The sequence below is a fragment of the Glaciibacter superstes DSM 21135 genome (genome assembly GCF_000421145.1).
GTDB lineage: Bacteria > Actinomycetota > Actinomycetes > Actinomycetales > Microbacteriaceae > Cryobacterium > Cryobacterium superstes.
The window spans coordinates 212,015-226,962 of record NZ_ATWH01000008.1; the positions used below are offsets into that span (position 1 = coordinate 212,015).

At 63.9% G+C, this 14,948-nt stretch carries 13 protein-coding genes; 5 read left to right on the top strand and 8 right to left on the bottom strand.

The genetic code is table 11. From position 1 onward, the window contains the following. Positions 1–158: 158 nt before the first annotated feature. From K323_RS0112910 to melA, 8 genes are all read right to left on the bottom strand, one after another. The gene (locus K323_RS0112910; RefSeq protein WP_022885700.1) at positions 159–1,097 is read right to left on the bottom strand and encodes a 1-phosphofructokinase family hexose kinase; all 939 of its coding nucleotides are present in this window, start codon (positions 1,095–1,097) and stop codon (positions 159–161) included. After that, on the bottom strand, positions 1,094–2,122 hold the full coding sequence (locus tag K323_RS0112915; RefSeq protein ID WP_022885701.1) for a carbohydrate kinase family protein: 1,029 nt from the start codon (positions 2,120–2,122) through the stop codon (positions 1,094–1,096). The genes K323_RS0112910 and K323_RS0112915 overlap by 4 nt, the downstream gene beginning before the upstream one ends. Positions 2,123–2,130: 8 nt before the next feature. Next, on the bottom strand, positions 2,131–3,027 hold the full coding sequence (locus K323_RS0112920; protein ID WP_022885702.1) for a carbohydrate ABC transporter permease: 897 nt from the start codon (positions 3,025–3,027) through the stop codon (positions 2,131–2,133). Continuing rightward, on the bottom strand, positions 3,027–4,028 hold the full coding sequence (locus K323_RS25915) for a carbohydrate ABC transporter permease (protein ID WP_022885703.1): 1,002 nt from the start codon (positions 4,026–4,028) through the stop codon (positions 3,027–3,029). The genes K323_RS0112920 and K323_RS25915 overlap by 1 nt, the downstream gene beginning before the upstream one ends. Then, positions 4,029–5,405 carry an ABC transporter substrate-binding protein gene (locus K323_RS0112930; RefSeq protein WP_245570979.1) on the bottom strand — a complete coding sequence of 459 codons (1,377 nt, stop codon included), beginning with the start codon at positions 5,403–5,405 and terminating at the stop codon, positions 4,029–4,031. A gap of 42 nt (positions 5,406–5,447) precedes the next feature. Then, positions 5,448–6,326 (bottom strand): SIS domain-containing protein, encoded by an 879-nt coding sequence (locus K323_RS0112935; RefSeq protein ID WP_022885705.1) that lies wholly within the window; start codon positions 6,324–6,326, stop codon positions 5,448–5,450. 126 nt (positions 6,327–6,452) lie between these two features. Beyond that, positions 6,453–7,319 (bottom strand): class II fructose-bisphosphate aldolase, encoded by an 867-nt coding sequence (locus tag K323_RS0112940; protein WP_022885706.1) that lies wholly within the window; start codon positions 7,317–7,319, stop codon positions 6,453–6,455. Beyond that, entirely contained in the window at positions 7,316–8,653 is a 1,338-nt protein-coding gene (gene melA / locus K323_RS0112945) for an alpha-glucosidase/alpha-galactosidase (protein WP_022885707.1), read from the bottom strand. Before melA ends, K323_RS0112940 begins: the two co-directional genes overlap by 4 nt. A gap of 119 nt (positions 8,654–8,772) precedes the next feature. On the opposite strand from melA, the gene K323_RS0112950 reads away from it, so the two are divergent. The 5 genes from K323_RS0112950 (at position 8,773) to K323_RS0112970 (ending at position 14,905) form a co-directional block, all read left to right on the top strand. Next, positions 8,773–9,585, top strand: a complete 813-nt coding sequence (locus K323_RS0112950; RefSeq protein WP_245570980.1) for a DeoR/GlpR family DNA-binding transcription regulator — start codon at positions 8,773–8,775, stop codon at positions 9,583–9,585. 194 nt (positions 9,586–9,779) lie between these two features. Beyond that, positions 9,780–11,117: a purine-cytosine permease family protein gene (locus K323_RS0112955; RefSeq protein ID WP_022885709.1), complete on the top strand. Its 1,338-nt coding sequence runs from the start codon at positions 9,780–9,782 to the stop codon at positions 11,115–11,117. 47 nt (positions 11,118–11,164) lie between these two features. Next, positions 11,165–12,712, top strand: a complete 1,548-nt coding sequence (locus K323_RS0112960; protein ID WP_022885710.1) for a hydantoinase/oxoprolinase N-terminal domain-containing protein — start codon at positions 11,165–11,167, stop codon at positions 12,710–12,712. A gap of 1 nt (position 12,713) precedes the next feature. Then, positions 12,714–13,805, top strand: a complete 1,092-nt coding sequence (locus tag K323_RS25920; RefSeq protein WP_022885711.1) for an S-methyl thiohydantoin desulfurase family protein — start codon at positions 12,714–12,716, stop codon at positions 13,803–13,805. Continuing rightward, positions 13,802–14,905, top strand: a complete 1,104-nt coding sequence (locus K323_RS0112970; protein ID WP_022885712.1) for an S-methyl thiohydantoin desulfurase family protein — start codon at positions 13,802–13,804, stop codon at positions 14,903–14,905. The genes K323_RS25920 and K323_RS0112970 overlap by 4 nt, the downstream gene beginning before the upstream one ends. Positions 14,906–14,948 lie beyond the last annotated feature (43 nt).

Below are 14,948 nucleotides of genomic sequence, written 5' to 3' on the forward strand. Positions count from 1 at the left end.
GAAGCGGGAGCATCCCCTCAGCGCTCGCTCCGAAGGTTCGCCGATGGCAGCGTCGAGGTGCCCGAAACGCACGTTCGATCTCGACCGGAAGGACCATTTCGGGCGACTCGATCGCGCGACGTGACCCGGAGGAAGGCACGAAGCGCGCGTCTGCTCAATCAGGCGGATTCAGCGGTGACGTCGATGCGGTCGGTGGCACTTTGGAAGTCGCCAACATCGAAGACGGCGGCACCGGGCACGGCGGTGTTCGCGCTTGCGCAGGCGGCTGCGCGAGTGAGCGCAGCATCGAGTTCGTCGCCGTTGGCGAGCGCCGTGACCAGGCCGGCGAGGTAACAGTCGCCGCTGCCTACCGAATACGCTCCGACCACCGGGTCGGGATGAACCCTGATCCTGCGGTCACCGTGTGCCGCAAGTGAACCATCGACACCGTCTGTCAGCACGACGGTCCCGCCGGTCTGTGCCACCATCCGGGAGGCGAGATCCACCAGCAGGGTGTCCGCCGATGGAATGCCGAGATGGGCAGCTGCCTCTGCCCGATTCACCTTGAGCACCGTCGGCGCAGCTGCGGCGACGATGGCGGACAACGCCGGCCCGTGCACGTCAACGGCCACCAGCACACCACGAGCGCTGCAGGCCGAGAGCGCCACGACGAGCTCACCCAGCGGGGCATCCTGCGGCACACTGCCGGAAACAGCGAGCCAATCCCCAGCCGGAATAACTCGCACCTGCTCCAGGAGCGCCGCCCAGGCATCCGTACCGAGTTCGGGAGCCGGCTCATAGAACTCGGTCAGTCCCTGCGCCGGTTCCCCGATCACCGTCACACAGTTGCGGGTCTCCCCCGGCGCATCAACGGTCGTCACGGTGAGACGCGGCCGCACCTCACCGATCAACGCGGTGAGCAGGTCACCCGTGCGACCTGCTGTCGGAACGATGGCATGAACGGATGCGCCGAGCCTGGCAGCGGCACGCGCCGCGTTGAGGGACTTGCCGCCGGGCAGACGGAGCACAGTGCTCGGGCGGTGGATTCCGCCGATGGTGACCTGATCAACGCGATAGGTGACATCGATAGCCGGACTGAAGCCGAGAAAATGGATCATTCGCGCCGCTCCAGTTCACGCCGCTCCAATTCACTGCGAAGCTCGGCGCGCGTCGCCTGCGCCGCAGTACCACCGGCTGCCCGAGTGGACAGGGAACCCGCGATGGCCGCCCAGCTCACCCGCTCTGCCTCGTCATCGATGCCGTCGATGACGGCGGCGAGATAACCTGCATCGAAGCTGTCCCCAGCGCCCGTCGTGTCGACGACCTCGAGCTGAAGGCCGGGGGCGGCAATCCGTTCCCGGCCGTCCGCGAACGACAGACCTCCCGCTTTCCCTGCCTTCATGACGACGACCGGCCCCAACCGCGCAATCGATGCCGCCGCGGCATCGACATCGGCTGCGACATCGGTTGCGACATCCGTACCGGTAAGCGCACCCGCGATCGCCGACAACTCCTCCCGGTTGGGCAGCAGGTAGTCGACGTGCCCGAGCACCTCGGCGAGTCCGTCCCACTGTTCTGTCGGGTCCCAGTTGGTGTCGAGGCTCACCGTCGTTCGAGTTGAAGTCGTTCGGGTTGGATGGGCACCCGCTGAACGGATGCCCTCGAGCAGGGCAGGCAGCCCGGCAGCGAGACCGGGTTGCAGAAAGTACGACGCGACATGCACATGGCGCGGGCGAAGCCGGGCGACGGCCTCATCGACATGCTCGGGGCGAAGCGAAGAGATCGTGCCGGGGCGGGTGAGGATCGAACGGTCGCCGGGCGCGGAGAGGATGACGGAGAGGCCCGTCGGTACCTCGGCGTCGACCCTGACCGCTGAGATGTCGACACCGGCCTCCTCCAGCACACTCAGTGTGAAACGACCGAAAGAGTCGTCGCCGACCACCGCGGCGAGCGCGGTGCGCACGCCCAGCCTCGCCAGGCCGCAGGCGACGATGGCGGCGCTTCCACCGAGCACCAGGTCTGCTCCGTCGAGAATTTGCTCCGCCTGTCCGAAGCGCGGCACCACGTCTCCCCTCAACACCAGGTCGGGATTCGCATCTCCGACGACGAGGACATCGATCGCGTTGTGGGCCTGGTCCGGCATCCGTTCACTCATCCTTTGAGGCCCGAGAACGACATTGTCGCAATGAACTGGCGCTGCGCGAAGAGGAAGAACAGGATCAGCGGAAGCGTGGCGACCACGTTGCCGGCCATCAGCAGGCTCCAATCCGTTCTCCTTGCTCCCTGGAAGTTTGCCAGCCCGAGCTGGAGCGTGAAGGCATGGTCGTTGTTGATCGCGATGAGCGGCCAGACCAGGTCGTTCCATGAGCTCAGCAGCGTGAAGATCGCCAGAGTGGCCAAGGCCGGCTTGGCCAGGGGCAGCACGATCCGGAAGAAGACCTGCCATTTGCTGCATCCGTCGATCGTCGCTGCTTCTTCGAGTTCTGCCGGCAGCGACAGGAAGAACTGACGCATCAGGAAGATGCCGAACGCCGAAGCGAGCCACGGCACGATGGCGGCGCCGAGGCCGTCGATGAGGCCGAGACGGGCGAACAGAATATAGGTCGGGATCATGAGCAGCTGAGTCGGAACCATGATCGTGCCGACGATCGCGAAGAAACCGAGGTTGCGTCCACGGAACTTCAGGCGCGCGAAACCGTATCCCGCCATCGAACAGAGCACGATGTGCGAGAGAATCGCCGCCGTTGAGACAATGACCGTGTTTCCGAGCCACAACAGGATCTCCGAGCCCTGGAACAGGCGCACAAATCCATCGAGGGTGAGACTGGACGGGATGAACGGTGGCGGGTAGCTGACCAGTTCCTTCGCCGGCGACAGCGCAGCGAGGAACATCTGCACGAAAGGCAGAAGAAAGAGGAGTGCGGCGGGCGCCAGGAGAAAATGCCAACCACTGAAGCCGCGGCGGCGCTTCTTGCGGCCTGGGTCAGCGAGCCGTTGGGTCATTCCTGCGCCAGGTGGGGCAATCTCGTCGATCATGGTTGTTGCCATCAGAAGGCCTCCATATTGCGACGACGTGCGTAGACGACGACCACGAGCGTGATGATCAGCGTCAGCGCGAATAGAACGTACGCCGCGGCCGAACCGTAACCGAACTCCAGACCGCGGAATGCGCGCTCCCACAGGAAGTACACGATCGTCTTGGTGGCATCGAGCGGCCCTCCCCTGGTCGTCGTGTAGACGAGGTCGAACAACTGCAATGCCCCGATCGCCTGCCAGATCGTCACGAACACGGTGACCGGCGTCAACTGTGGCCAGACCACCCGCCAGAACGACTGCCAGTGGTTGGCGCCGTCGACACGGGCTGCTTCGAGAAGTTCCCCCGGAATGTCCTGGAGAGCCGCGAGGTAGATCACCGTTGTGAACGCTGCCTGCCCCCAGAGCGACATGATCGCGATGACGACCATCGCCTGTGCCGGGTCTTCCAGCCAGCCCTGCTGCGGTAGCCCGAGCACGCGCAGCACATTGTTCACGACGCCGTACTCTGGGTTGAACAGGTAAGTGGAGAGGATGCCGGTCGCCGCCGCCGATGCCACGAACGGAACGAAGATCGCCGTCCGGTAGATTCCGATGAAACGGATGTTGCGGTTGAGCGCGACGGCGAGAAACAGTCCGGTGAGCACTGAGAGCGGAACGAACAGCACGGTGTAGAAGCCGGTGTGCGTGATCGCGTCGAAGAACTGTTCATCGGTGACCAGTCGCTGATAGTTCTCGAGTCCGACGAAACTGGGCTCGCTGAATCCGTCCCACTTCTGCATCGAGAGAAGGAACGCCCAGCCGGCGGGGAAGATCGACAAGCCGAGGATGATGATCATCGCCGGTGCGACGAAGCTCCATCCTTCCAGTGCCGTTCTCAGACCCTTGCGTCGGAGGGCCGTCGCCCTCGCGGGCCGATGCCCGGCTGAGGCATCGGCCCTGTCCGCCTCTGTCGGTGTGGCCTGCGCATCGTTCAGGACTGTTGTCCCAGTGCCACGCGACTCGTGCGTTGGCACCTAGTCCTCGCTCAGTGCCGCATCGGCCCGTTCGGCGGCCTTCTCAAGAGCCGGGCCGGGTTCGCCCTGCCCTTGTAGCACCTGAGAGATCGCGTCGGCAATGGCCTCGGAAAGCCCGACATACCCTGGCACAGTCGGCCGCGCCTGCTCGGCGTTGGCGTTGTTCGCCGCCATGATCTCGAGCCCTGGGTAGTTCGCTGCCTGCTCAGCGAACACCTCGGAGTCGACTTCGGTCGACCGCAATGGCAGGTTGCCGATCTCGACGTTCCAGCGCAGGTCCTGTTCCGCGGAGGTCAGCCATTCGGTGAACTCGTATGCCCAATATTCGCGGTTCGTGTCTTTATGGTCGAACAGCGCCCAGATGTCGGGGCCAGACACCGTCTGATGGTCGCCGTCCGTGCCGGGCAGGATCGTCACCCCGTAGTCGGTACCAGCGGTCTTCAGGTCGTACAGCTGCCAGGGTCCAGACGTCATCATGCCGATGCGGTCACTGGCGAACAGCTGCGCGAACTTCGTGTCGGTCTGGTCGAGGTAGACACTCTTGTCGTCGACGGCCATGTCGCGAAGTAATGTCAGCGCGTCGACACCCGCGTCTGAGGCGAACTCAGCACTCTTCTGGTCATCGCTGAGGATCTCGCCGCCGTTCTGCCAGAGATGCGGCCAGAATTGCCAGGTCGTCTCCTCTGAGCCGGAAACCGAGTACGCGTATCCGTAGGTGTTCGTTGCCGGGTCTGTCAGGTGTTTTGCTGCGGTCCTGAAGTCATCCCAGGTCCAGTCGTCGGTCGGGTATGCAACGCCGGCAGCGTCGAAGACCGTCTTGTTGAAGATCAGCGAGATGTTGTCGACGATGGCGGGGAAGCCGATCGTCGCCTCCCCCGTCGGCTGCACCGTCTTGCGGGCCGCGTCGGAGAACTCGTCCCATTTCACATCGGGCTCAGCCACCTGCTCGGTGATGTCCGATGTGCGCCCTGAGCGTTCGAGCTGGCTCGCCCACGATCCGAAGGCGTATGAGATGTCGGGGTAGGAGCCGCCCGCGAAACCGGCAGACAGCTTCTGGAGCAACTCTTCCGTCGACGATGCGCCAGGAGACAGTTCGATCGTCACGTTGGGATGTTCATCTTCGAACTCCTGCGCGAGCCCCTCGAGGATCTTCTGCGCGTCGTCTGTTTGCCCACTCCACATCGTGATGGTGACGTCGGCTTCGGTGTCGAGCTCCGTCGTTCCTTGGGGAGCACCGCTGCAGCCGGCAACGCCAGCGACCACGGCGACTGTGCCGAGGGCAATGGCGAGACGGCGGATGTTTCGGGTGGTGCTGGTTCGGCGACCGATCATCGTCTTCTCACTCTCTGTGGGTGTGTCACTGCGTTTGTGTGTCACTGCGTTTTTGTGTCACTGCGTTTTTGTGTCACTGCGGGTTCTTCAACTCAGAACGATTGAGCGCGTGAGGTTGCGTGGAGAGTCGGGGTTGAGACCGCGGCTCTCGGCAACGGCGACGGCGAGCCGCTGAGCCTGGGCGAGTTCGATGAGGGGGTCTGACACGCTCGTCACAACGTGGGCTCCCGTGCTTCGGATCTGTTCGATCAGCCCCTCGTCGGTTGCGCCGAACATCCAGACGATCGAGCTGGGACCGGCAACCGCGAGTGGACCGTGACGGTAGTCGAGAAGGGGGTAGGACTCTGACCAGGCCTGGGCTGCCTCGCGGATCTTGAGCGCGGCCTCTTGTGCGAGCCCGTACGTCCAGCCGGTGCCGAGGTAGACGAAGTGGTCCTTGCCATCAAGCTCGACCGGCAGCGGTTCAGCGAGGATGCGAGCCGCCTCATCAGGCACGGCGTCCACGTCGTAGCCGAGCGCCGCACGGGCGAGCAGCAGGAAGGTCGTGGGGAAACGTGTTTGCACGACGGACTGCTCATCGGCGAAGTCGAGCCCGAGAGTGGCCTCGGCCAGTTCGGTCACCGGAGAACCAGAGACGCCGGTGACCGCGATGCGTGTCACGCCCTCTGGAACGGCGCGCAGGGCTTCGACTACCTCTGTCGTCGTTCCGGAGCGAGTGAGTGCGATCACCGCGTCGTAGTCCCGCCAGCTCCACGGCTCTGAGGCGTAAGCGGCATCCGTTCGACCGAAGCCGGCCTGCTCACGCAGCACGGCGAAGGACTCGGCGACGAAAGCCGACGTGCCGCAGCCGATGACCAGGACGTTCTCGCCCTTTCGCGTGAGAAGCTCGCGAGCTGTGTCGACGAGACCGAGGGCCTCGCGCCAGATGGTGGGCTGACTGGCGATTTCGCGTGCCGTGATCGTCATGGAAACACTCCGTTTGCTTGTTGCGTTCGCCAGTCGAGGTGCGACGGGCGAAGTAGGTTGGCCAACAGTCTTGAACAGTAATGATCATTTGACAAGAAAACTGCCTGACTTGATCACTCAGGCTGATCAGTATTTACAGAGAGGTGACGGCGAGACGACCGCACACAGCGCGGCCACTGTCGCGGTCATCTCGTCTCTCGCGCCCCGGAAATACCGGCGCGGGTCGACGAGCGAGCTGTTGCCTGCGAGCGTCGCCCGAATCGAACCGGTCCACACGACGTTGAGCACGGTTCCGATGTTCACCTTCCGGATGCCGGCGGCAACGGCCAGTGCGATGGTCTCGTCCGGGACGCCGGAGGAACCGTGGAGCACCAGTGGCACGGGGAGGCGTGCCGCCAGCTCCGCTATCAGGGTGAGGTCGAGCGAGGCAGCCCGTTCTGTCATGGCGTGCGAGCTGCCGACGGCGACGGCAAGCCCGTCAACACCGGTGGCCGCGACAAAATCGGCGGCCTCAGTAGGGTCGGTGCGCACTCCGGGCGCATGCGCGCCGTCCTTACCGCCGATCTCGCCGAGTTCTGCTTCGATCCAGAGGCCCGCCGCATGCCCGGCCTCGGTCACCTCGGTCGTCGCCGCCACGTTGGCGGCATAGTCCAGGTTCGCGGCGTCGAACATCAGGGAGCCGACTCCGAAGCGAGGCGCCAGTGCAATCAGTCGTTCGGCGAGTTTCCGGTCCTGAATATGGTCCAGGTGGATGCCGATGGGCACGGAAGCCGCGTCAGCCAGCTCTCGACTGGCCGCGAGGAGTGGCTCGGCGCGCCCGCCGTGGTACTTGATGGCATTCTCGCTGAGCTGAAGGAGCACACCGCTGCCCGCGCGCTCGGCCCCAACGACGATCGCTTCGACGTGCTCGAGCGTGATGACGTTGAACGAAGGGACGGCGCGCTCGTGCAGAACGGCATCGTCAAGGAGCGAGCGCGACGGGACCAGGGTCATCCGTTCGCCGCCCTGAATTCGGCCGTTTCGACTTCAAGCATGCCTCCGAGAGCCGTCGGCAGATACTTCGCGTGCGCCTCGGTGAGTTCATCGCACAGTGCCCAGATCTGGGCGGGGGTGAGACTCGAGCTCGCATTCGGGTCGACCAGCACGGCTTGCTTGACCAGTTCCGGCTCGCCTCGACGTGCCGCCTCGATCGTGAGGCCGGCCACCGACAGGTATGTGCGGTTGAGCGCGGCGCCCTGCTCGGGGATGGAACCGACGTTGATGGGGTGGATTCCGTCTGCGTCGACGTGCGCCGGCACCTCGACCACAGCGCCTTCTGGAAGGTTATCGATATACCCGCGGTTCACCACGTTGGCGTGGATGACTCGCTCGGTTCCCGTCAGGATCGAGTGGATGATCTGCGGGGCGTATTCGGCCGCGCCGTCCTCGAGTTCAAGGTCCGTGCCGTTCTTCAGTGATTCGCGCGCCGCCTCGAACTCGGCGACGTTCTCCTCGCTGATGCCGATGTATTCGAGCGGCCGGAGCCGGAACCGCTCGATCTGTTCAGGGTCATGCAAGAACCAGGAGAGATATTCAGAGGAGTGCTCGCTGGTCTCGGTCGGGTAGTACCCGATGCGGCGAAAGATCTCGGCACGCACACGACGCTGCAGATCCGGGTCGGAATCGATGAGGGCTTTGAGCCGCGGATAGAGGTCTTCGCCGTCATGGGACCACTCGTAGAGCCAGGCCTGGTGGTTCACACCGGCCGCACGGAAATGCGTTCCGTCGAGCGGCACATCGAGAAGCTCGCAGAGGTCGTTGACCGTCCAGTAGACGCTGTGGCAGAGACCGACCGCCTTGATGTCCGGCGCAACCACCGACATCCACCAGATGTTCATCGCCATGGGGTTCGTGTAGTTGAGGAACCACGCATCAGGGCACAGCTCACGCATGTCGCGCGCGATGTCGGTGAGTACCGGGAAGGTGCGAAGAGCGCGGAAGACGCCGCCGACGCCGGTCGTGTCGCCGATCGTCTGGAGCAGGCCGTGTCGTGCGGGCACCTCAAGGTCGACGCGCGTGGCGGCGATACCGCCGACCTGGATCATGTTGACGACGAAGTCGGCGCCGGTGAACGCGGCCCGGCGGTCGTTCGTGACTTCCAGATCGACCTCGCGGCCGAGATGGCGGGCGACGAACCGCGCAGTGCCCTCTGCGACGGCCAACCGCTCACTGTCAATGTCGTAGAGAACGATGTTCAGTGTCGGCAGGCCCTCAAATCGCAGCAGGTCGGTCAGTAGCTGGCGAGTGAAGACGACGCTCCCGGCGCCGGTGAAGACTATTCGTGGCATAGACCGATCATGGAGCAAAATGCGCGAATCGTGCAACCGAATGAGCGACTATTGGCTAAAGTGATCAACATTGCTGATTGCGCACGGCGGGACGTTGTGGGCGGAATTCGGAGGGCCTTGTGACAATTTCCCCGGGAGCAGTCGGTGTGCGTGCGGCATCCGGCAAGCGGTCGCAGCGTATGGTGGCGATCCTCGACCTCGTCGCCGAGCGCGGGACCGTCGGACTTTCCGAGCTGGCGACGACCCTGAGGATCTCGCCAGCCACCGCCAGGCGAGATCTCGCCGATCTTGAGGCACAACGACTTCTGCTTCGAACGCACGGCGGCGCGACGAGCATCGATTCGCGCACCGAATTGCCCGTGACGCTGCGCGATACCCGGTTCCAGGAGGCGAAGCGGGCGATCGCCGCGCACGTGGCGACCCTGATTCCCAGTGGTGGGCGGTCCGCCATCGCACTCAGCGGCGGGTCGACGACCTCCTGTGTCGCCAATGCACTCTCTGGCCATCGGGAGCTGACCATCGTCACGAACTCGCTGTCGATCGCGAGCCTGATTACGACGTTCCCGCACCTCAGCGTCGTCATGACGGGTGGGAGCCTGCGGGCGGAGTCACTCGAACTGGTCGGGATCATCGCGGAGCACACCTTCAACGCCATGAACGTTGAGACGGCGATTCTCGGTGCAGACGGCGTGTCGGTGACGGGAGGAGTCACCACTCACAACGAGACGGAGGCCCGAACGAACAAGGCGATGGTGCAGAATTCCCAACGCACGATCGTGGTGGCAGACGGGTCGAAGCTTGGTCGCCTGGCATTCGCAGAGGTCGCGCCGATCAGCGACATCGACATCCTCGTGACCGACAGCTCGGCAGATCCCGAAGCGCTGGCTGCCCTTCGGGCCGCTGGACTGGAGATCCATCTCGTCGAGGTCTGAGTCTGCCGGTTGTCGTTCAATCGCGTGAGGGAACAGGTTGGCCCGGTCGGTGGGTGGAATTCTCGATGGTGCTGTTCGGTAAGTCGAGGGCAATCTGTCGAATTTTTGTCAGGATCAGGGCAGATTGCACATGGAAGAGATCCGAGCCACTGGGTAGCGTGTTCGACACCCCCTCCCCTCGCAGAAGGACCCTCATGGCTCGCACGGCTCACGCAGACGACTTCGCACTCTCCCGCGTCACCCGGGACGCCCAGAAACCCTGGTTCGGCATCTCCGTTCAACGATTCGGTCAAGTTTCTGCCCTTTCGCAATTCCTGCTGGGCGCGACTCTGGGTTACAGCATGACCTTCGGTGAAGCTGCGCTCGCTCTCCTTATGGGCTCGATCATCCTCGAGGTGATCATGTGCATCGTGGGCATCATCGGCCAGAAGGAGGGTTTGAACACCGCGCTCCTGGCTCGGTGGACAGGCTTTGGCGAGATCGGTGCTTCACTCGTCGGGCTTGCAATCGGAATCAGCCTCATCGGATGGTTCGGCATCCAGAGCGCGATCTCGGCGGAGTCGCTCGACGTGCTCATGCCGGGTGTCCTGCCTGCCTGGGCGTGGAGCCTCATCTTCGGCCTGGCCGTCACCGCGATCGTCGCGTTCGGATTCAAAGGCATGCAGTGGCTCGCGAACATCACTGTGCCGCTCTTCCTGATCCTCGTCGGATGGTCCGTGATCAGCGAGCTCACGAAACACGATTTTGTCGAGCTCATCACCGGACCTGCGCCCGGTCCAACCATGAGTGTGTGGGCTGGCACCGGCATCGTGGCCGGCGGACTCATCGTCGGCGCCATCATCACCGCCGACATGACCAGATTCAACCGTTCGGCCGCAGACGTCGTGAAGCAGACCATCGTGGGAGTGAGTCTCGGCGAGTTCGTCATCGGCCTCGCCGGTGTCCTCCTTGCGCACGCTGCTGCTTCGGGCAATATCGTCGCGATCGTCACATCGTCCATCGGCTTCGTTGGCCTCATCATCGTGATCACCGGCACATTGAAGATCAACGACTGGAATCTCTACTCCTCAACCCTCGGACTCGTGAACTTCATCTCCACTGCGTTCAACAGAAATCTGAACCGCGTGACGACCACAGTAGTGCTCGGCATCGTCGGTTCGATTCTGGCCGCAGCCGGCATTCTCGGTCAGTTCACCGGCTTCCTCATCATTCTCGGCGTCGCCTTCCCTCCCATCGCAGGCATCATGGTTGCCGAATATTTCGTGGTGAAGCGCTGGCGCGGGGAACTCGACGCCACTCGTGAAATCGGCCGACTGCCAGCGACCGCACCCCGGATCGTGCCGGCGACGCTTGTGATTTGGCTGGCGTCAGCACTCATCGGCTACTTCGTGACCTGGGGTATCCCGCCCATCCTCTCGCTCATCGTCTCGATGGTTCTCTACATCGTCGCCGGGAAGCTCGGATGGGTGAAGGGTGTCGGCAGCGCGCGGACCAAGCAGGTCGAGGAGCCTGTCGAATCGGTCCCCGCCTGAACCAGAACCATCCAGCACAACAGATCATCACCCAGGAAGCGAGAACCATGCATATCGGCATCGATGTCGGCGGCACCAACACGGACGCAGTGCTCATGAACGGTGTGCACGTGCTCGCCGGAGTGAAACATTCCACGACACCGGATGTCACAAGCGGGATCGTGCAGGCGATCGAAGACCTCCGCACCGGCCACGAGTTCGTCGGCTCTGACATCGACGCGGTCATGATCGGAACCACCCACTTCATCAATGCACTGGTGCAGGCCAAGCGCCTGGCACCGACCGCGGCCCTCCGCCTCGGCCTGCCAGCTACGAAAGCGCTGCCACCGCTGGTGGACTGGCCGGAGGATCTCATCGAGGCGATCAGCGGCAAGAGCTATCTCGCCCATGGCGGCTACGAATTCGACGGCCGCCCGATCTCCCCGCTCGACCCTGGAGAGCTTCGCGCTCACGCAGCCGACATGAAGGCCGCCGGAATCCGCTCCGTGGCGATCTCTTCGGTCTTCAGCCCGGTAAATCACGACCTCGAAGTCGAAGCCGGCCGAATCGTCGCCGAGGAGCTCGGCCCCGATGTCGCGATCTCTCTTTCGCATGAGATCGGTCGCATCGGGCTGCTAGAGCGCGAGAACGCGACGATCATCAATGCGGCGCTGCGCGAGCTGGCATCCGAAATCGTCGACGGGCTCACAACCGCTGTGAGGGCACAAGGCATTGACGCACCGATTTTCCTCAGCCAGAACGACGGCACCCTCATGGACGAGGACTATGTGCGCCTCTACCCAGTGGCCACCTTCGCATCTGGCCCAACAAACTCGATGCGCGGCGCAGCACTCACGAGCGGCCTCGAGACGTGCGCGGTCGTCGATGTCGGCGGAACGACGACCGACGTCGGGCTGCTCATGAACGGTTTTCCCCGCGAGACATCCAACGAGGTGAAAGTCGCGGGAATCCGCACAAACTTCCGGATGCCGGACGTTCTCTCACTCGGAATCGGTGGAGGCAGCATCGTCGACACCGAAACCGGCGAGGTGGGCCCGGAGTCCGTTGGCTACAGGCTCACGACGGAAGCACTCGTCTTCGGTGGCTCGACTCTCACTGCCACCGATATTGCAGTGGCAGCCGGCCGGGCCGATATCGGCGATGCCTCGAAGGTCGCCCATCTCGATTCAGCATTCGTCGAGCGTGTCCTGGCTCGCATCGCCGAGCGCGTCTCTGAGGCGGTCGACCGCATGCGCACTTCGCCCGAACCGATCCCGGTGGTCGCCGTCGGCGGCGGCTCGATACTCCTGCCAGAGCACCTCGAGCTCTTCGGCGCAGTTCGCCGGCCGGAGAACTATGCGGTCGCCAATGCGATCGGCGCCTCCATCGCCCAGGTCGGCGGTGAGATCGACAAGGTTTACGCCATCGAACCGGGCAGACGCGAGGAAGCCATCGCCGCAGTGCGCGCGGAAGCTATAGACAAGGCGGTCGCGGCGGGGGCGAAGCCCTCATCCGTTGAAATCGTTGACTTCGATGAGGTGCCCATTCCCTATCTACCGGGCAACGCCACCCGCATCCGGGTGAAGGCCGTCGGCGACCTCGACATGGGGGCCTGACATGAGCTGGACGATCTCCGAAAACGACATCTCTGACCTTGCTCGCGGCGCGGCGGTGCTTGGAACAGGAGGCGGCGGTGATCCCTACATCGGTGCGCTGCTGGCGACCCAGGCATTGCGTGCGCACGGCGATGTCACAGTCGTCACTCTCGATGAGGTTCCTGCCGATGCTGTTGTCCTCACCGTCGCGATGATGGGCGCACCGACCGTCATGGTTGAGAAGCTCCCCAGCCTCGATGAGGTCACGGCGCCCGTGCTGGCACTCGGCACATATCTCGGCCGCCCCGTCACCCACGTCGCCTGCGCCGAGATAGGTGGCGTGAATTCGACAATTCCGATTGCCGCGGCTGCAGCGCTCGGCCTCCCACTCCTCGACGCGGACGGCATGGGCCGAGCGTTCCCCGAACTGCAGATGGTGCTGCCGACGCTGTACGACATCACCGCTTCACCGCTCGCGTTCAGCGACGAGAAGGGGAATATCGGCGTCCTCCAGACCGTCGACAACAAGTGGACCGAACGCATCGCCCGCGTCGCATGCGTCGAGATGGGCTGCTCGGTAATGATCTCGGGGTTCCCCATGTCGGGCGACCAAGCCCGCGAGGCACTCGTTCCGGGCTCCCTCTCCCGCTGTGTCGAGATCGGAAAACAGATCATGTTGGCGCGCGAAGACAAGGCCGACCCCGTGCAACGCATCGTCGACCTTCTCGGCGGCCGCGAGCTGTTCGCCGGCAAAGTCATCGACGTGCAGCGTGCCACCACAACCGGGTTCGCGCGGGGCCGAGCACGAATTGAAGGCCCAGATTCGACCCTGACGCTCTCATTCCAGAACGAGCACCTCATCGCAGAGGAGGATGGTCGGATCCTGACGACGACCCCCGACCTCATTATCGTGCTGGAGCACGACTCGGGCGAACCCATCACAACCGAAGCCCTCCGTTACGGTCAGCGCATCAGGGTGATCGGCGCCCCCAGCGACGAGCGATGGCACACCGTTCCTGCCCTGGCCATGGTGGGCCCCGGCTATTTCGGTTATGACCTGCCCCCGCACCGCTTCGACGGCACCATCGAAGCGCGTCCCGGCGTCGCCGCATGACCTGGCAGCTCAGGTCGGTCGACCTTCCCGATCTCGCACGCGGCGCGACCCTGCTCGGCACGGGCGGTGGCGGCGACCCGTACATCGGCAAGATGCTCGTTGAGCGCGTGCTCGGCGAGCGCTCCATCACGATCCTCGACCCAGCCGAACTCGATGACGATCTTTTTGTCATTCCAACGGCGCAGATGGGCGCACCAACAGTGATGATCGAAAAGATACCGGCAGGCACGGAACCTACTCTTGCGCTCCGAACGCTCGAGGAGCACCTGGGCAAGCGAGCGGACGCCACGATGCCGATCGAGTGCGGTGGCATCAACTCGATGATCCCCCTCATCGTGGCAGCTGAAACCGGGCTCCCCGTAGTCGATGCCGACGGCATGGGGCGAGCCTTCCCCGAACTCTCGATGGAGACGTTCGCGGTCTATGGTGTGCACGGCTCGCCCCTGGCGCTCGCCGGCGAGCGCGGCGAACAGGTGATTATCGACACGGGCGATGACGATCGCCAGATGGAGTGGCTTGCCCGCGGGATCACGATCCGGCTCGGCGGCGTTGGCCACATTGCCGAGTACGCCATGAGCGGGGCAGACGTGAAGCGCACTGCGGTACCGCGCACGATCTCGATGGCGCTCGCCCTCGGCCGCGCCATACGCCTGGCTCGCGAAGCGAATCGCTCACCCTTTGAGGCGATAGCGGATACTCTCGCGCCAACCCTGTATTCGCACATGCGCGAACTCTTCGCGGGCAAAGTGACTGACGTTGAACGCCGGACGACGGAAGGGTTCGCGAAGGGTCGCGCAATAATCTCCCCGCTCGATCCAACGGTCGAAGGGAGGTTCGAGATCACGTTCCAGAACGAGAACCTCATCGCACGCCATGACGGCGCTGTGGTGGCGATCGTGCCCGACCTCATCTGCGTCGTGGACTACGAGTCGGCCGAACCCATCACCACCGAGGGGTTGCGATACGGCCAGCGCGTACGCGTACTCGGCATCTCGACTCCAGACATGATGCGTACTCCTGACGCACTTGCAGCCTTCGGGCCGGCGGCGTTCGGCATCGCGGAGCCTTTCGTCCCCGTCGAATCGCACGACCGCACCTGATCCGATCGGCGTTCTTCCCCGCTGTGTTCCACAGTTGCCACGC